The following is an 18,923-nucleotide window of genomic DNA, read 5'->3' as shown; positions in this document are numbered from 1 at the left end:
TATCGTTTGACGAACGTGCTTCCAGCCTGAAAAGCCAGGCCATCAGGAATCTGCCGTGGCGTATTTTTTAGGCAAGAGATTTCAATTTGTGAGTCATTAAATGGATTTAGCTTCGGAGACAGAAGATGATTGGCTCTCGGAAGCAGGCAAATCACCGAACCCTTTTTAAAAGCTGACTCAAAAGTCAGAAAGAGAACATTTCCCCAAAATCACGAACAAGGTTCGCATCTGGATAACCATGGAGCTAGAACTCTCTGATAAAACCAGGTTAATCTCTGCAAACCTTCAAATCTTACCGCAGCGAAATAGCGAATAAAAAAATTTTTTTCTGATCCTAAGCAAATATTACTAAACGTATCAATTCGCATTATCACACTGTTTCTAAAAGGAATTAAAATCGTTTTTTGAGCTTCATTAAAGAATTTATATTTAACGGGGGAAAAGGTTTCAGTGTGCATCAGGTCGCGCACTTAATAGAGGGGATCAAGTTATGAAAAAATCAGCTGGGCTAGTCATAGCTCTTGCGGCTCTGTCCGTCTCGTGCTCCGACATGGGTGGACTCGGTCGTGTTGAAGTCAGCGACAACCGACGTCAGGTTTCGTTAGACGCCTCACAACCACTTTCCGTGGAACCATCTTGGGTTTTCCAAACCTTCGAGGATCAATCCTTTCAAATGGATATCCTTGCCAACCAATGGAAAACGACAGCGAACATTCAATTGCTAGAAAAGCCGGAACTGGGAAGTTTGATCTACGACTCTGGCAAGTCTTCGTGGGTTTACCAACCCAATGCAGACGTTGCAGGGGAGGATCGCTTTAGTATCGAACTGCTGGATAGCAGTGGCAAGCGCACGGTGCAACCAGTTGTTGCAAATATTCTTGCCGTCAACGATGCTCCCAAAACCCAAGACATCTTGCTTCGCTTACCTGAAGATAGTTCCATCGAATTCGATATCCCTGTTGAAGACCCAGAACAATCACCTGTTAGCCTTAAACTGACGCGAGAAACCTCGAATGGTTCGGTCGAAGCCGTTGGCGATGGCAGCCTCAAGATTCGATATACACCAAACGCAAATTTTAGCGGTGAAGACTCCATGGTTGTCACCCTCAACGATGGTGAGCTTGAAAGCCAAGCAACCGTGACATTTGAAGTAATGGCCATCAATGATGGCATCATCGCCGCTGACGGCTTCTTTGAGACCAATGCTGGCTCGGCCTTTAATGGTAGCTTAAACTGGGTCGATCCGAATTCCAACCAACCCATCACGAATATTGAAATCATTCGGGATGTAACAGAAGGGGATCTAGTCATCGATCCAAATCAGGGAGACTTCGTCTACACGCCTCGCCCTGGTTATGAAGGGGATGATGAGTTTCATTTTCGAGTTATCAAAGGCACCCGAAGATCAAATATCGGTAAGATCCGCTTTCGTGTAAACTATACCAACCAGCCGCCAAGCAACTGCTACCCCAATTGCCCGCAGCCATGCCCAGGGGGAGATTGTCCCAGTCACCCACCATCGTGCCCAGGGGGAGATTGTCCCAGTCACCCACCATCATGCCCATCTGGAGATTGCCCGGACTACCCTTCTTGTCCATCAGGAGATTGTCCCAGTCATCCACCATCATGCCCGTCTGGTGATTGTCCGGACTACCCGTCATGTCCGTCAGGAGATTGCCCAGATTATCCGTCGTGTCCATCGGGAGATTGTCCCAGTCATCCACAGCCCGGCCACCCCAACCAATGGGATGTTAGCATCACGTGCCCACGAACGGGAGCATGTTATGGCCAGATTCATGCCGAAGACTTAGAGCATGACAAGTTCTACTATCGGTTCGGTAGCAGCCCTCAGTTCGGTGATATCACAGACTGGAACCAGCACAACGGAACCTTTACCTATCATCCTCACGGTGGCAACAATCATGTCAGTGAGGATCACTTCACCTTCTGGCTAGAAGACTGCTATGGCAATCGTTCTCGTGACTACACCTTTGGCATCATCTACGAGGAGTACTCGTGGACTTTTCTCCAAGACTCCTTCGAACGTCAACAACTCTTCAGCCATGATCCAGGCTTTCACTGGCGTTTCCTACTAGATGACAATGGTAAAGGGATTCAAGAGAATGACCAGGAGTGCAAGGATCACATATGCGCTAAAATCTTCGGCCAACATCCCTACGGATTCGGACCCATGGCGGATCAAGACAAGTCTTTGTTTATGTTTGGTCGCGAAGGGCAGTCCACTCATAAGATTTTCTTAGTTTCCAAAAATTTTGACCTGTCTCAATACAGCAAAGTCGATGTCAGCTTTAAATACCTGATCATGGACATCGGTGATAACGATAGTCGCCAGCATGAGTACACGGAAGAGTACTTGAAAGCCGAAGTCTGTTTGTTCGGTGATTACGAATGCGGTTTGAATCCAGTAGATCCCTATCGACTAAAATCGGACCGCTGGAAGACCGTCTTCGTCAACAATCGAGAGACAGCCAAAAATGATTTCAACGGCCGCAATCATAGCCGCCACGATTGGAAACACGCTAGCTTTCAAGTAGACCTCAGTCACCTCGAAAGCCAATACCCAGGCTGTCACCGATCAAACTTTGTATTCCGATTCAAGTCTCGCTTGCAGGACGGATTCCGCAACAACAACTATTACAAAAATATCGAAGATGCAGTCGCTATCGACTTCGTTAAGATGAAAGCACAATAGCGCGCGCCCTCGGGCGCACACTATCCAGCCATAGCCAAAGCCCTCGGCCTAATGCAGGCCGAGGGCTTTTTCTTTGCAATCATCAGGATCTGGTGTATTTTAGCTTCACATCGGGAATTTGATCCACAACATTGGAGAGGCCAGCTTTGGATTCTAGAACCCCAGCCCAATCTGATTCTGCAACAGCTGCATTGAAAGGGATCTGCTCCTTGCAGGACCACTTCGTCCACGAACTCGAAATACTCGCCAAAAAACAGGGTCACTCAGCTTCATTTCAAAAAGTGTCATGGCTCCGGGAGCAAGGCAAACATGGTGGGGGAGTTCGCTATGTTGCTCCTGAGGACTCGATCTTCAATCGCGGATCAGTCAATATGTCGCAAGTCCACTACGATGATTTGCCCGAGAAAAAACTTGGCTCGGCCTCCGCGCTATCAACCATCATCCATCCGCAATCCCCTCACCTCCCTTCGGTTCACATGCATATTAGCTGGACAGAGATGAAAGGTGGTCGAGGCTACTGGCGAATTATGGCAGACTTAAATCCTGCAATCGAACGGAATGAAGATCGCGAAGATTTCGAAGCAGCTCTTCGGCAATTTTCAGGATCTCACTACGGAGAAGGCACGGAGCAAGGAGCGCAGTACTTCTTTATTCCTGCTTTGAATCGGCATAGGGGAGTTTCCCATTTTTACCTTGAAGGATACCATACAGACAGTTTTTCTGATGATCTCAACTTCGCCATGACATTTGGCAAGGGCATGATCGATTGCTATGTGGCCATCCTAGACCGTGCATTATCGCGCAAAGAAGTCATTGAAGACGATCATCGCAAGCAGCAGCGCGACTACCACACCCTTTATTTTTACCAGGTGCTCACTTTGGATCGAGGCACCACTTCAGGTCTCTTGGTGCACGATCAAAATGATGTGGGCATATTGGGTTCTCTACCCTCTCACATCGATCGTCACCTATTCGCCTCTTGGGCATCAAAAACAGAGGCGCCCCAAGATGAACTGGTGCGCTCCCTTTTAGATGCGCTCCCAAGTGATTCCATCTGCTCAGTTGACGAGCCGCTCAAAGCTAGCCTCGCGAAGGTTATTCGAAAGCATTACCGAGAGCACCCTCAAGGGATCGACAAGCAGGCCAAAGGCAAGATCGTACCGCCGACCGTCTCGAATCATAGCTGACCGATCGCCTCCGTAGGCTCCTTCGAGTATAATACTAGGAGAGACAACAAAGTAGCGTTGTTGAGTCTGAACTGGAGGATAAATCGTGCGTTTCTTTTCGCTGTTCGCGATTTTTGCCATATTTGAGCTTGCCTATGGGATACCTGAAGAAAGCTACCTAGCAGAGCACGCTCGCTTAGTAGAGCCGTTCTATGAAAATGGTGAATCGGGAACTGTGAAAACCAGAGATGATGTCAGCATTTTCTACAAAATATTTTCTCACCCAGATGGGAAAGTTCATGTACTCATTTCCCATGGCTGGACAGAGGATACGAAGAAATATGATGAGGTCGCCTACGATCTTTATCAGCATGGCATTAGCACTTACATCCTCGACTACCGTGGCTTCGGGCAGTCACAAAGAATAACTGAAGACCCTCACATTAGCTATATTGAATCTTATAGCGACTACCTCAAAGATCTGGATGCGTTTATCGGCAAGGTGATACGCCCCCGGATCGGAGATGCACCATTGATGGCGCTTGGTCACTCGATGGGCTCGAATATTCTATCTATTTACGCTGTTGAAAATCCACAATCCTTTCGGAAAATGGTCTTAGTGTCACCGATGCTAGATATTGTGACCCCATACCCTGAAAGGATATCCTGGCTAATCTCTGAATTCTTCTCGGTTATAGGCCTTGGAGATCAATATATCCCTAAGCATGGGCCCTATAAGGGGGATCGACCAAACTTGGTTACCAACAGCGAGGTTCGATTCAATAAATGGATGACAGATATGCGGGCAAACTCAGCCATGGCAGTCTCAGGAGCAAGCTTCGCTTGGTCCGCAGCAAGTCTGGAAGCCACCTGGCGAATGAAAGACGATGCCAGCAAACTCAAAATACCCCTTTTCATTCTGCAAGCTGGAGATGATGCTCTTGTGGAGACTGAGGGGCAAGACTATGTTTGCAAGCGTGCCCGTAACTGTTTCAAAATGGTGTTCCCCAATGCCAAACACGAGCTGCTCCATGAGAAAGACATCGTTAGGGACAAAGTGATCGCAGAGGTTGTTGACTACCTTCTCAATTTCAATTTCTGAGTCTGAATCAACTATTGAGACCGACTCTAGTTTTTTTCGTGAAATTGGACTACTGTTCTAGTTTTAAAGACGCCTAATCAAGAGGACGAAACCATGAAAAAAGCCGCTGCTCGGCATATTTTAGTCGAATCAGAAGAACTTTGCGTATCCCTTAAAGACCAAATTGCAAATGGTGCAAACTTTGCGGATTTAGCGAAAGAGCACTCAACCTGCCCATCTGGCAAAGGTGGTGGTTCCCTTGGCACCTTTACTCAGGGACAAATGGTTCCAGAGTTCGATCAAGTGGTTTTCAGCGCTCCTCTCGGTGAAGTCCAAGGCCCCGTTCAAACTCAATTTGGCTACCATCTCATTGAAGTAACTATGCGGAACGATTGATCGTCACGGATCAATCAAATTATCTCCTACATTTTGGTAGGAGATAATGAGCCAATCAAGAGAATTTCTCCCTATTTCACGACCCAAGCAACGTTCCTCTGCCCTAAACTGCAATGGTTAAGAGACCTAAACCACTTAATAAGTGTTCCTAATTTGGCAAAGCCTGACTCCCTTGATAACTAGGCTCAAGTTTTTCTAATTACAATTTATGTCAAAGGGAATGACAATGCTACGAATAGTCTCGGCTCTTGTAGCCGGAACAGTCTTAATGTCATGTGGAAGTCATGAGCCACAGCACAGCCATGGATCGTCATACGAACTTGAGTCTGTTGATGAATTGCGAAATTTTTTCGGCAATCCTCTCAAGCCTAAGGAACGCCCCACTCAGACTTATCGCGGTGAAAGCGTACCGGTTATCGATATCCACCTTCACCCGGGGACGTTTGAAAGTATGGGCCCCTTGGGTCAGGACTTTGTAATGAAGGCCATCAATGTGCCCTGGCTACCTGATTCGATCAAAAAGCTCGGCCTATCGGTCCTGTCTAAGTTTATGATCAGTCCCTATGGCTTTGGCATTGGCATCCAGCAGGAGTGCTTGCGGGCTAAGATCAGCTACTGTGGCTTGTTCGCGGTACACGCACCAGAGACTTGGGGGGTTACCAGCAACAACGATATTATCAAAGCCCTCGATGATCGTAAAAACTATATGTTTGGCGATTCGCCATATTTCTTCGGACTCGCCACAGTAAATATGCAGCAGTGGATTGATGACCCTGCTCAATCAGCTGAAGAGCTGGCAGAAGCGTTACAGCACCCATACATCGTCGGTATCAAGCTTGCATTCATCCACAACAACTGGCCGCTCAATGATCGAAGATTCGATGGCGTGTACGAGCTTGCAGCCCAGTATGATATCCCCATCTATCATCATACAGGCTCATCACCCCTTCGCAACCTTGATAGCTTTGCAACCGAAGAAGAGGCGCAGCGTTATCTGAGTAGCTACGACCCTAGTGGTCTGAAAGAGATTGTTGCAGCACACCCTAGAACCAAGTTTATCATGGGTCACATGGGATATGATTTCACAGGCGAAGGCAATAACTTCATGCCGATTGTTCTTGATCTTGCCGAATCCTATCCCAACGTTTACCTGGAAATGTCTGCTTTCGGTAAAAAAAGTCACGATCCTGATGGCAGTTTCTTCAGTGGAGTCTTAATAGAGGTCAAAGACCGTGGTTTGGTGGATCGGTTGATCTATGGGTCTGATGGGCCCGGCTTTCCAGGGGGGACCAAGTCTTACATGGAAACAACTCTGGAGGCATTAGATCGCGCTGATTATTCTTACGAGGAAGCATACCAAGTGCTCTATAAAAACTTCAAAACTCTAAGCCAACTAGAGGGCTAGATCCTTTCGATACGTATCAATTCATCGTTTGCCAACTACAGCAAACGATGAATTCCCTCCCCCATAAGGATCATTCGACTATTACTCCTTCCTTACGCCCATATTAGCCCATGCAAACGGCTGCTTAAAATGCCAGAGCAGCACTTCGCCTAGCCTCCTGAATTCAAGACCACTATCGTTGTCATTTAGTAATCCTTTATCTTCCAGCCACTTTTGTCGAAACGAGTCACGTTATTGAGAATTCGAAACACAAAGGTGGAATATGAAACTTACCAATGGAATTGTTAGTCTATTGATCTGAAGCACTACTTTCTTAGCCGTTGCAGAAACTAGCGAGACAGAGAAACCGGCTGATTCTTACATCCGCTTCAACCCGTGGAGTAGTGTTTGGACTCCTATTCTAGAGCTTAGCGAGGGGAGTATCTTTGCTCAAGAAGTGAGCCTTGGCCATTTAAAGCAGGATGGTAGTATTTGGGAGTTCGGTCTTATCTACGGCAGCGGAGAGTATGAAACCCTATCTTTTGGTAGCAGCGACGAAGAGAACCGTACCATCAACGAATCTACAACTAAAGGGCTTACCCTAACCTACCTTCATCCAATGAAAGAAAATGGCTCCGTTAAACTTTCCATGGGGCCAAGGTTCGCGTATTCGGAAGAGAGCGATACTATAACAAATAAATATAGCAGTGAATCCATAGAAACAATCGAGTATGTTACAACCCAAAAGCAAAGACACGGGATGCTAGGCTTAATTTTCCAAGCTGACTATGCGATCGATGCCCAGCTTTCCTTCGGTATTCGCTACAGCCTTAACTATCGCCGTACTTTGAAGACCTACAGCTCAGAGAGCAACCTTTCAGGCAGTTTCGGTGAAGGGGATGCTGCAGACACACTTGTTTACACAGCATTTGATGGAGCGCATATCACATTCAGATATTAATCCGCCAAACCTAGCATTCATTACTATGGAGCCCTCTCAATAGCCATCTAAATGCTGGGGTGATTGACCAAGCTGACGCCCTCTAGTAAAGACTAGACCTTTCTACTAGGGGACAAAATCAACATGGGTCATCTAAACATTTTAGCTAGATTTTTACTATCCCTAGCCATTGCTATAGCTCTCATTTCTTGCTCTGTTGACAATACCAGTAGGGTCGCTGAAAGGATTGAAACTGGCGGTGTTCCAGAAAACTCCAGTAAAGCGATTCAATTGGGTGACGAGGATTCATTCTCACCGAACGATCCGGGAAATCAAAACCCTTTTCCACCACCTTCTTCGGGCATCTGCAATCAATCTAGAGCAGGGCTATTTCGTATCGAGTATGATCGTCGTGGGGAACTGATTCAGGAATCACTTCGCTTTGATATGCCTTGCCGGGATGCGATGGTGGAGTGTAGCAATGCGCTTAGAAACTATTGTATCAACTCTCAGGCATGCTCCGGCTTTCGATGTTACTATCAAGAGCGCTTCGATGAGAACTGGCAACCTATCCAAGACCTGCCCAACGAGGTGCTCGTGCTAGCGAGTGGCAATCTGGGGCAAGGATGTGAGAAGCCATAGCGAATAGAGCTGTGGCCCCATCCATAGTTCGTGCTTAGTTGTTAGAACAAAAGTTCCATTGGTCAGAACATTGGGTCTGAAGGCAGTGGCGTTCATTGTCACTGCCTGGCACTGCACGGCATTTGGAGCCCCAGCAATCGACGAGTACCATCAGTTTATTGCGAGCCTCAATACTGCCATCATCGATACAAGCGGTCGCACATGAGCCATCCTCAGTATCGCCACACTCATCGAACATGCAGCTAATCATATCGAAGCAGGTGTTTTCTGCACAAACAGCATCATCGCAGTTGCCCATCGCTGTACAGGCTGCGTCACAAGCGCAGCGGCTTTTATCACTACTACATGGCTCAAAGGTGTCTCCTACTTCAGCGGCAATCCAATCGTAGAAGCGATCAACTCTAGTGTGCTTCGTACCATTAGAACAAATATTACAAGTCCCACCTTGGCAACCAAGTGACGCAGAGGTCACCCCTACAATATTCAGTTCGCCAGCTACCTGCACCAAGCCCGGCCCCCCAGAGTCGCCCGTGCATAGGCCCTTATCTTCGAAACTCGTGCTGTAGGTAACATCATCAATACGCGAGATGGGAAGAGTGACCTTGCGTTTTATACCAAGCCCCAGAATTGCAGACTCGCCACTGGTGCTCCCATATCCTAAATAAAGGACATCGTCCCCTAAGAGTGGCTCGATAGCCTCTCTACTATATAGGATCGGTTCTGCCACTGATGATGGAACCCCTTGAGCAAGTTTGACAAGCGCAATATCGTAAAGTGAGCCAACTGGATTGGGGTAATAGCGAGGATGCTGGATAGCTCGTTCAATGGAGTAGGTGTTGCCTCTTTTAGCTTCGGGTCCGATGGCAAAGACCAATTTATCGACACCATTCTTAACACAATGAGCTGCCGTCAGAAGCCATTGCGGCTTTATAAGGGTAGCTGTACATTGATGCTGGCGGGAAAACCAACTCTGCGTCAGCAGCGACCCCACGGCCGGAAACCCCGACTCCTTGACTCCATTTATAACGTTGGGTCGGGATGATTCCACATCGCTTTTCTGACAAGAAAATAGGGCCGCAAGTCCTATGCAAAGACCAAGTTTCGCAGCAAACGCACGCGTCTTTCTGAACTCTTTTCGCATAAAATCCTCTGTTTTTTAGGGTAAGTTTTAGGCCCCGACGCTATCATCAATGGTCCCTGAGTCTCAATGGGTGAAACGTTTATAGGCCAATTTATAGGTATGGAGACTCAGGATTGGGAATGTCGCGACCACAGTCCTTTCTAAAGCCAGCCGTGATAGCTCTTAAACAGCTCTCTAAGAATTCTAATCACGATATCTTGAGCCAATGAGTGAATCATTCATGATGCAAGTTAAATATGATAAAACACCCATTAATAACTTATCTTCACTTTCCCGAAAGACAGCCCGTAGGGCCTATCTCTAAACTGCTAACCCTCCTATGAGGAAATGTGCGTGATCTGAGCACGCGTGATTTTTTGTAAGTCACTGTATATACATGCGTTTCGTAGGTTTTTTGCGTTTGCATAACCATCGAATAATATCCAGCAATTTGGGTAGCCAAAAAACTACTGTTTATTGATCACCCAAGAGAGTACGTTGTCGCGCCTATCTCTCATAGGTTTCTGCAATAAGTTTGATCAGGTAGTGTCACTGCCGAGGCGGAGTGAATCCAAATAGATTCAGGGAGTGATTTCAATTTGAGCGTGCCAGAGATCACCTGGTTTTAGAAAAGTCGCTTTTTGAGATCCTACTGCCGAAAGTAACGTGAAAGAAATCTTATATCGAAATGTAGAGATGAATTGCCGAGGTTTTAGTGGATAAGTTTATTGATAGACTAGTGCAGGATCAAGACATAGAGTCCTGGTATGTTGCAACTTTTGATAAAAAAATTTTCAAAGATTCTGGTGTTTACCTGTCATTCAGATGTGATGGATATTGTGACCTAGACCCTGACTTTGAAATATCTGAAGAAGTTAGCGTCACGGCGATTGATGACATGGGGTCTGGACCTAGCTTGATCCACGAAAAGGCTTGGCGAAATTTTTTGGAGCACGCAAAGAACTATGAAAAAGAACTCATAAGAAAGCTTTGGGCCATAGTCAGCTCGGAAATTGATCTCTTGGATTTCCAAGAGGAGGACCTAGATCCAATGAACGGTAAGAAGCAGAATTTTTGGGATCAGTTGAGAGTGAAGCTGGATCTTAGCTCATCCGACTGTCTGAAATCTCAAGTTCATTTAGAGTCCATCAACTTGTTAGATCATGGTCTTAGTGAAATAGGGATCATTGTTTTTGCCTTCTCCGTAGGCTGGGATGACGAGCATGGTGTTGAAATTGCGATGCATGAAGGGCGGGTTTTAGCAGCTAGCAGTTCTGGCGATCTTACCACTCGAAGAACCAACATCATAGAGCATTTGAAATGTATTCAAGAATTTAACTTTGATGAGGGAGACTACCGACTTTAGATGGAGAGAATCGCATGCCTCCGTCACAGATCAGGTAAGATCAAGAATCCAGACTTTGAAATCCAACTGTCGAAGGTAACGTCTACCTATAGATAACAGGTTGAAAGGTCAAAGACAAAGGTTTACCAATCTCTCAGATTAAGGAAAAATTTGTTCATGAAAAAGATTCTACTAACATCGATTGCATCAATATCTATTTGTTTTATATCCTGTGGAAGTCATGAAACGAACGACTCAAATGATACGTCTAACCCTGATTACGGTTTTCTTATCGAAAATGAGGGAATAGATTCATCACTAGCAAAGAACTTTACCGTAACGAAAAATGAGCCTTTTAAAATCACTATTGTCTATCATTCGAATAGGAAACTTCGTATGCAAGTTTGGTCTGTAGAAGAACAAAAAATGCTTGATACTATACCTAGAACGAATGGTCAGAGGATAAACAAAAGTAACATTCTTACCTTTGAGGCTAGAGAAAAAGAAATGAATTTTATTGTATCTGGTTTTAGTAAAGAAGAATGCGATGAATGTGAATGGGAACAAATTCCTGTTAGCTTCAACAAAGATATAAGAACGTATAGTATTACTTCCCCTCATCCCAAAACCGATGGACCGAGTGCGGATATCAGTCTCACAGTTACCTGCCTGACTGAAAATATGGATAGCTGCCTCTTCCGCTAATCATTGAGGTGATCTCTTCGAGATTCCACAATCCCATGTGCTGGCTCAGTGAGCTGCTGGCAACACGCAATAAATCAGGTAGCTTTGACTCCTTCAGACTGATGGTTCTCAATCAGGAGAGTGACCACCTGCTAGGTGAAATGGGATTTTTGAGAAATTTTAAGAAGGCAGCCATATGAAGATCTCTAGTACAAAGCTTCTTGTTCATTTAATGTTCTCCATGCTTGCTCTGACTAGCTGCGATCGCTATGATTCTGACAAGTCCTCGTCGGAGGAGCAAGGTCAAGAGCTTCCTCTGGTGAACCCTAAGCAATGCAGCGCAGTTGAGGTTTTCGACGGTCAGAAATGTCGAAAGAAACAATTTTTTGACTATTGCGAAGACGAGAATTCTAATGCAGAGATAAAGCGAACTGTTCAAATATTATTGGATCATGTTGGAGCAGATAACTGCGCTGACGCAAATAGTTCCTTGAGAGAGCTGACGACCATTACTATCCCGGATAAAGACATTGTCGATATTAGTCCTTTGTATGGACTCTCCAAGGTTGTTTCAGTGGATCTTGATGGGAACAAAGTTAAAGATATTTCGGCGCTTTCAAGCTTTTCCAAGATGGAAGATCTTCAATTATACGATAACAATATTAGCGATTTGGAACCTCTGAGCCACTTGAAAAACCTGAAAAATCTACACTTAGAGTCCAACGCTATCGAAGACGTGTCTCCTCTTGCAACGCTTAAGGTGACTGCTCTTACTCTTAGCAACAACAACATTAGAGATATTGGGCCGCTGGAATCAATTTCTTCCTTGGCATATCTTGACCTACGATCGAACAAGGTCGAAAATTTTTCCGCCCTTAAAGGCCTGGGGCAAATCAGAAAACTGTTGCTAGATGAAAATCCGCTTGACCAGACATTCCAAAAAACTAGTAAAAACTGTCCGACTGGAAACGATGTGGCCAATGAACCACTTAAAGAGTGGTGCACAATCTACAGCACTAGCGAAGAGAGTTTGATTGGAAAATGGAAATCTGACACTTGTGAACTTAGCTACGGTAATTGCTACTATACTATGGTGGAGTTCAAGCCAGATCTGAAGATGGACATATCTTTTTGCTCTAACGACTGTCAACAAATTCAAGGCCCTTATAGCGGCAAGTTTGCAGCGATTGCTCCGGCAACTTCATTTGAAGGATCACTTATCAGAGGTATTGCCCTTGAACTCCCCGCTCCTCAAAGAGGGCTTTTCGTGCGAGATATCAGCCGAAACAAGCTTAGATTACATTTTTCACAGGCAAATCTTATGTTGACAATCGATGAGATACTAGCAAACTTTCAGGGGTTTCAAGACACCGAGCTCTATTCTAGAATGCCGAGTCAGTAAGAGGAATTCACGATTCCTGATGATATCAGGATAGCAGAAAAGTAGCTTGTTTTATAGGTCAAGTGAGTCCGTAGATTGCCATAGCTGAGATCGGAGGATTCATCCTTGAATCCTCGAAATCTTGAGTGAATTGATGGAATTGTTGGATTATCATAGATCAGGCTGGAGAGGGAGATCGTTTTTTTTAAATTTCTAATGCCGAATGTGAGTCCTATGAACAATAAAAAAGTCAACTTGCTAGATAAATTTGAATTGCTCGGCGAAAACTGGTCACCCCGAGTTGTAGCAGAACTAAATCAATACCAGTTTAAAATAGCATGGTTTGAGGGAGAGTTTGTTTGGCATAGCCATAATGATACTGACGAAGCTTTTCTCGTGTTAGAAGGGCACATTAAGATCCATCTAGAATCACAGATTGTTGACCTAAGAGAGGGCGAACTATTTGTTGTTCCCAAAGGAATTAGTCATAAGCCCGAAGCGATCATTCGGTCTAAGTTACTCCTACTTGAGCCTAAAGGCGTCATCAATACCGGAGAGGCGCAAAGTGATCTTCGCGCTGATAACGATGTATGGATCTAGGCTAACCTAAAATCCAAAGCCATGAGTATGGTTTGTTGGTAATCCATATCATCGACGAACTAGTGGAGTTTTCAATATGTTTGATTTTAAAAAAGAAGATATCGAAAATGCAGTTAAAATTGTGAACAAATTTGTTCAGCCCACTGCACTGCACTGCTGGCCACTCTTAAGTGCTCGAGTTGGTTGCGAGGTTTGGGTTAAGCATGAGAATCAAACTCCTACGGGAGCTTTCAAGGTGCGGGGTGGCATTAATCTTTTACATCGCCTATGCCGGGAGAATTCTTCCTTGAGAGGCCTAATTACAGCTACAAGAGGTAATCACGGCCAGAGTATTTCTTTTGCAGGAAAGCGTTTTGATATTCCTGTCACAATTATCGTTCCAGAGGGAAATAGTGCAGATCAAAATAGGAGTATTGAAGCCCACGGGGCTAAACTAATAATCCACGGAAAGAATTTTGAAGAAGCTAGGCAGTATAGCAAGAATATGCAGGACGAGTTAGGACTGCGCTATGTGGATGCTTTTGAATTAGATTTGGCTGTTGGTGTAGCAACTTATGCTTTAGAAATGATGCAAGCTATCCCTGATTTCGATCGGATCTATGTTCCTGTCGGTATGGGATCAGGAATTGTAGGTTTGATTAAAACAAGAGATTTGCTTGGTCTGAAAACTGAAATTGTTGGGGTTGTGAGTGCCGGTGCGCCGGCATGGAAGATTTCCTTTGATCAAGGAAAGATATCTCCCATTTTCGATGTGAATACAATTGCTGACGGAATTGCCACCTCAGTTCCTCCCGATGAAGCTTTTGAGGTTGTTAAGAATGGTGCACAGCGTATTATTTCTGTGAGTGATAATGAAGTCGCTAAAGCTGTAGGGTACTATTATATAGATACTCATAATCTAGCCGAAACAGCTTCATCGGCAGCGCTAGCAGGACTAATGAAGGAGTCTGGAGTGAATAGAGGTAAAAAAATAGGAATCATCATGACTGGTAGCAATATAGACCAATCCTTGCTCCTCAAATGTCTTGAACAAAACTGACATCTGAGTGGACCACATGAATAGGAGCAGTGACTCAATTAAGTATGTAAGGTCTGGGCATCCCCTACTAACGCTTCAAACATGTCCTTACGGCTATATCCACATAGCTAGGGGGCAGTGTTGCTTGCAAGGCTTTCAGAAGACCGCGACCATCTTGCACATGTAAACAATAACCTTGTCAAAAAACCTCTACAGAACTCAAGCAAGCTGGTTGGTTATCTCCAAATATCTTCTTACCGCTTCATCGACTCCAAGATAGATGCAGTCTTCTGTAAACGCATGCCCAATGGAAACTTCCTCAATGACTCCGAGTTGTAGAAAACTATTGAGATTCTCTAAAGATAAATCATGGCCAGCATTTCCTTTCAGGCCAATAGAGTTAAGCAGGGAGATGCTTGCCTCAAAGGTTCTAGTTGTTTCTTCTTCTCTCTCAGATCCAAAGTCATTTGCATACTTACCAGTGTAGATCTCAACTCGATCCACGTTCAACTCCTTTGCAAGAAGAAGATCTTTAGTTAGCGGTTCACAGAATAAAGATATTCTTGAAGGAATCTCTCTTAATCGTGCAACAGAAGATTTTAGAAAGTTCATGTCATTCGCAATCTCCCAACCATGGTCTGAAGTGAGCTGGTGAATAGAATCTGGAACCAAGGTGACCTGATTTGGTGCGTATTTGGAGACTAGATTCAAGAATCGATCACTTGGATAACCTTCAATATTCAGTTCAACATCTTTATAATTAGACAGTAGATGATGTAACTCTTTCACATCATTGTACCTAATATGGCGTTCGTCTTCTCTGGGGTGGACTGTAATACTATTAATTCCAAGGTCGATCAGCTTAAGTACAAACTTAGCAAGGTTGGGATGATTGGTTCCTCTAGAGTTTCTTAAAAGAGCAATTTTGTTAACATTTATGCTCAGCAGAGTCAATTCAATCTCCTTTCTGGATATCACCCTATTTGGCCTGTTCTACTAAAAAGGCCTTTAACCCTGATACTACTTGTTATTCTGAGATTCATCAGTAGAAATTCCACTTTTGATCAGGTTTTCTGAAAATATAGCCAGATTTTCATGATCGGAGGGTGGGTTTCTAACTGGAAGCTAGTTTTCTTATCGAAACAGGTCTAAATTCAGATTTTGAGCGCACACCACCATTCCCGATGATATCAGGGTAGCTGAATATTTCCTTGGGTTTATAGGCTCAAGTGAATCCGTAGATCGTCATAGCTGAGACCGGAGGGTTCATCCTTGAATCCTCGAAATCTTGGGTGATACTATGAAATTGGTGGATTATCGCCGAACAGGCTATGAGAGGGGAATCGTTTTTTGAAATCCTATTGGCGAATACAATAAAGGTAGTACAGATCATTGGTACACCTGCTTTTTAGCCTTGGTCACTGATCAGTTTATAGCAAGTTGGTGTTGCTTTGTCTCTAACTTCCACATTGGACGATCTGGGGATTATTGGACACGTTCCTTTCTCCGGTAGGACATACTTTTATTCGGTCCGATTCGAAATTTCCTTTCTCAGCATCTCGAACATCAGAGTTTTCCAACAATTTTGGATTAGGCCACTTCAAATCTAGTTGGATATCGTGACATCTAAAATACACTTTCTTGGTGAACTGTTGATCAAGAATCTCTACCCATTTACCATAGTTTTCCGGTGAGCAAATTAGGCTTGATCCTCTTTCTCCAACGAGTTCGATATTGCCGCCTTTATCGATACAAGTTGCTATTGGAAAGCGAACTACAGAGTCATTGATTGCTTTTATGCTATGGGTTTGAGGTATAAATCCTGTGTTGGAGCATGAAAATCCTTTAACCCACCTAGACCCAAAAGATGGGGCATTGTCAGCATAGCAAGTATATAAAGTCTGGCCTTCAACCTTGGTGGATTTTGGGCTGCATTTTTTATCACCGAACATCTTACACGAAGTAATAAGCGCTACAACCAAGCAAAATATAAACTGTTTCATGATGTTCTCTGTCTGACCTTACAACTGGATTCACCATTAGAAATTCCACTTTTGATCGAGAAAAATGTGAAAAATATGTTTTTCAATCGATAAAAAGTTGGGCTGGATGCGCTGCTTAGTTTTTGATCATAAATTTTGCACTTAACTAGATATCTAAGCGTACATCACCATTCCCGATGATACCAGGATAACAAAATACTCCCTTGTTTTGTAGATCAAGTGAATCCGTAGATCGCCATAGCTTTGCTGAAGGCATGTCTGAGACCGGAGGGGTATCTTTGAATCCTCGAAATGCTTGGGTTTTATATGTACGGACAACTATTTCTGATCAGGAGATGAAAAACGCTTAATAAAACCCTACTTCCGAGAAGTAACTAGTTACTCCACATAAGATAAACTAAAATCAGGGAATCCAAAATCCTAGAAATTGTAAACTTGCGTCATCAGTAGTCAAAAGGCTTGTTATGAAGATACTTCTACCATTTGCGGAATCAAGAGGTAAAGCTCTCAAGAGCGGCCTCTATTATGGCGCGGAACTAGGATTGCTGATCGGTAAAGAGTGGGGTCTTAACATGGCGTACGGCGCCTACAACGGCATCCCCGTTTTACAATTGTCTCTTGGACTATTCTTTGGAGCAGAGGGCTGAGAACCTGCAGATCAGGTAGGATTCGAAAAGACAGTTTTTAGAGTTCATATGGTGAATGTAACATTGATAAGACGGAGCGGCTCGAATTCCATTAGGACCAGAGAATGACGATTCTCGCTAAAGGTCGGATATATGGTAGTAACCACACACCCCTCATCGATTTTGCTTGTAACGGCGGCGTATCCATATATGGTGAAAGTAACATTTTTGTTATTAAAATTTCTGCAATATCTTTGACTATTGTTAGTCTTTTTGGCTAATCATTAAGGACCGAGCATAAAGCTCACCTTGCCTATGGGATAATGGTCCCAATTGAAAACTGCGCGTGTTTTGACCTCAACCTTAATTCTCTGGAGAAAACTATTAGTATGAAATTCGTAAATTCATCAATCCTTGGAGCTATGATGCTGGCTAGCAGCCTTTCCAATGCTGCAAGCGACCAAAAACAAACTGTGGAAGACTTATGGCAAAAAGCGAATATAGAGTTTGGAATTATAAAACAATTAAGAAGCAAGATTGACGAAAATTTTGATTTTCTTGGGAGCTTTGGTTCTGAAGTTGAAGTTAAGCTTTGCGATTTTGATCTTCAGCCAACCCTCATCACCCCTGAATCAGACTTCTACTTAGATCTAGTAGAATTAGCAGACAATCGACGAATAATAAGGTCTCTCTATAAGTCAAAAAGAGCCTGTGATAAGTCCTCTCTCGACGATCAAGGAACTTCGGAAGCATGCACCGAAGCCGAAACTCAGGTTCTTAGGGTAATCAGTCAGTTTGATGTATTTGTTGGGTTCACCATCTGCTGAGTTTCACCAATTGAAATTCCACTTTTGATCGAGAAACTTGAGAAAAAATCTCTTTTCAATCGATCAGGGGTGGGGTCTCGATACCCCGCTAGTTTTTGGTCCGAAACTAGCACTCAACTAGAAATCCGGGCGCACAACACCATTCCCGATAATATTAGGATAGCAGAAACGTAGCTTTGTTTTATAGGTTCAAGTGAATCCGTAGATCGCAATGGTTGAGAGCGGAGGGTTCACCCATGAATCCTCGAAAACTTGGGTGACATTTTGAAATTGATATACAGACAACAATACAATGAAGCAGTGCTATATAGGCTTGGAATTTCATACTTGCAGAAGTATCTACAAGTCATGTGATGATAAGTCTCAACCTATAAGAAAGCCATGTAATATTTACTCGGAAAGCAATCTCGCTGAATACGTCACACAAAGCCATAGTAGATTCGTCGAAAAAGAACAAGAACTACTATCAGAACTACTCACATATATCAGGTATGCATCGAAGAATGACTTCGGGTGCTACGTAGCTACTGGTCTAAGTGAGTTTGAGCCCGGTACATTCTTCAGGCACTTCATCGAAACTGGTGCTGAACACTTCGAAGAAATTCACGGTGAAAACCCATTGGCCATGAATATGGAGCGGAATATGTCAGGGTGTTTGAGACAATTAGGGTGAAAGTTTAGTATAACAATCACCCCAAAACGGGTATAGACTTCCTTACCACCGGTACATTTATACCCACAGAATCAGCGGGTACTGGCAGTCTAGGTCCGGACTTTGGAAACCTTTCTGGATAGGCTTCAAAAGCTTGCTTGAGAACCGCAGCTCTCTTCTTAGCTACAGACTTATCTTTACCTTGATGAACAGTTTCAGGCGTCATCAAGCCAAGATTTATGTGTCGATGCTCAGTGTTGTACCAACCAAAAAACTTTTGCAAGCATTCACTAGCATCTTCTGGGCTCTCATACCAAGCTTTGAAGTAGCGATGGTATTTGAGTG

General features: G+C 44.1%; 18 protein-coding genes. 15 read left to right on the top strand and 3 right to left on the bottom strand.

The genetic code is table 11. The annotated features are described in order from the left end of the window. Positions 1–490: 490 nt before the first annotated feature. From B9N89_RS21590 to B9N89_RS21560, 7 genes are all read left to right on the top strand, one after another. Positions 491–2,713 carry an Ig-like domain-containing protein gene (locus tag B9N89_RS21590; RefSeq protein WP_132322533.1) on the top strand — a complete coding sequence of 741 codons (2,223 nt, stop codon included), beginning with the start codon at positions 491–493 and terminating at the stop codon, positions 2,711–2,713. 146 nt (positions 2,714–2,859) lie between these two features. Next, on the top strand, positions 2,860–3,900 hold the full coding sequence (locus B9N89_RS21585; RefSeq protein WP_132322531.1) for a coproporphyrinogen III oxidase: 1,041 nt from the start codon (positions 2,860–2,862) through the stop codon (positions 3,898–3,900). A gap of 85 nt (positions 3,901–3,985) precedes the next feature. Further along, positions 3,986–4,981, top strand: a complete 996-nt coding sequence (locus B9N89_RS21580) for an alpha/beta fold hydrolase (protein ID WP_159455540.1) — start codon at positions 3,986–3,988, stop codon at positions 4,979–4,981. 93 nt (positions 4,982–5,074) lie between these two features. Beyond that, complete coding sequence (locus B9N89_RS21575) at positions 5,075–5,356, top strand: peptidylprolyl isomerase (RefSeq protein WP_132322527.1); 282 nt, start codon at positions 5,075–5,077, stop codon at positions 5,354–5,356. Between the two features lie 226 nt (positions 5,357–5,582). Further along, positions 5,583–6,761: an amidohydrolase family protein gene (locus tag B9N89_RS21570; protein WP_159455539.1), complete on the top strand. Its 1,179-nt coding sequence runs from the start codon at positions 5,583–5,585 to the stop codon at positions 6,759–6,761. 436 nt (positions 6,762–7,197) lie between these two features. Beyond that, complete coding sequence (locus B9N89_RS21565) at positions 7,198–7,701, top strand: hypothetical protein (RefSeq protein ID WP_132322523.1); 504 nt, start codon at positions 7,198–7,200, stop codon at positions 7,699–7,701. 123 nt (positions 7,702–7,824) lie between these two features. Then, positions 7,825–8,322, top strand: a complete 498-nt coding sequence (locus B9N89_RS21560; protein ID WP_132322521.1) for a hypothetical protein — start codon at positions 7,825–7,827, stop codon at positions 8,320–8,322. Between the two features lie 34 nt (positions 8,323–8,356). Here the strand turns inward: B9N89_RS21560 and B9N89_RS21555 are convergent, their stop codons facing one another. Further along, entirely contained in the window at positions 8,357–9,463 is a 1,107-nt protein-coding gene (locus tag B9N89_RS21555; RefSeq protein WP_132322519.1) for a S1 family peptidase, read from the bottom strand. A 694-nt stretch (positions 9,464–10,157) separates the two neighbouring features. Between B9N89_RS21555 and B9N89_RS21550 the strand changes: the two genes are divergently transcribed. The 5 genes from B9N89_RS21550 (at position 10,158) to B9N89_RS21530 (ending at position 14,491) form a co-directional block, all read left to right on the top strand. Then, the gene (locus B9N89_RS21550; protein ID WP_132322517.1) at positions 10,158–10,808 is read left to right on the top strand and encodes a DUF6985 domain-containing protein; all 651 of its coding nucleotides are present in this window, start codon (positions 10,158–10,160) and stop codon (positions 10,806–10,808) included. A gap of 156 nt (positions 10,809–10,964) precedes the next feature. Further along, positions 10,965–11,492: a hypothetical protein gene (locus B9N89_RS21545; RefSeq protein WP_132322515.1), complete on the top strand. Its 528-nt coding sequence runs from the start codon at positions 10,965–10,967 to the stop codon at positions 11,490–11,492. 175 nt (positions 11,493–11,667) lie between these two features. Next, entirely contained in the window at positions 11,668–12,873 is a 1,206-nt protein-coding gene (locus B9N89_RS21540; RefSeq protein WP_132322513.1) for a leucine-rich repeat domain-containing protein, read from the top strand. A gap of 213 nt (positions 12,874–13,086) precedes the next feature. After that, a complete protein-coding gene (locus B9N89_RS21535; protein WP_132322511.1) occupies positions 13,087–13,452 on the top strand; it encodes a cupin domain-containing protein in 366 nt (121 codons plus the stop codon). Positions 13,453–13,528: 76 nt separating this feature from the next. Continuing rightward, positions 13,529–14,491, top strand: a complete 963-nt coding sequence (locus tag B9N89_RS21530) for a threonine dehydratase (RefSeq protein WP_132322499.1) — start codon at positions 13,529–13,531, stop codon at positions 14,489–14,491. Between the two features lie 198 nt (positions 14,492–14,689). Here B9N89_RS21530 and B9N89_RS21525 read toward each other — a convergent pair whose 3' ends face one another. Beyond that, entirely contained in the window at positions 14,690–15,424 is a 735-nt protein-coding gene (locus B9N89_RS21525) for a pyridoxine 5'-phosphate synthase (RefSeq protein ID WP_159455538.1), read from the bottom strand. A 1,513-nt stretch (positions 15,425–16,937) separates the two neighbouring features. Between B9N89_RS21525 and B9N89_RS21520 the strand changes: the two genes are divergently transcribed. From B9N89_RS21520 to B9N89_RS21510, 3 genes are all read left to right on the top strand, one after another. Then, positions 16,938–17,120: a hypothetical protein gene (locus B9N89_RS21520; protein WP_132322495.1), complete on the top strand. Its 183-nt coding sequence runs from the start codon at positions 16,938–16,940 to the stop codon at positions 17,118–17,120. Positions 17,121–17,488: 368 nt separating this feature from the next. Continuing rightward, entirely contained in the window at positions 17,489–17,926 is a 438-nt protein-coding gene (locus B9N89_RS21515) for a hypothetical protein (RefSeq protein WP_132322493.1), read from the top strand. Positions 17,927–18,218: 292 nt separating this feature from the next. Continuing rightward, positions 18,219–18,599, top strand: a complete 381-nt coding sequence (locus B9N89_RS21510) for a hypothetical protein (RefSeq protein ID WP_132322491.1) — start codon at positions 18,219–18,221, stop codon at positions 18,597–18,599. A gap of 16 nt (positions 18,600–18,615) precedes the next feature. Here the strand turns inward: B9N89_RS21510 and B9N89_RS32475 are convergent. After that, a partial coding sequence (locus tag B9N89_RS32475) for an integrase core domain-containing protein (protein WP_143478128.1) occupies positions 18,616–18,923 on the bottom strand: 308 nt, incomplete at its 5' end.

Origin of the sequence: Pseudobacteriovorax antillogorgiicola (assembly GCF_900177345.1) — a bacterium.
GTDB lineage: Bacteria > Bdellovibrionota_B > Oligoflexia > Oligoflexales > Oligoflexaceae > Pseudobacteriovorax > Pseudobacteriovorax antillogorgiicola.
The sequence above is the reverse complement of the archived record's forward strand: the minus strand, read 5'-3'. Positions and strand labels throughout refer to the sequence as shown.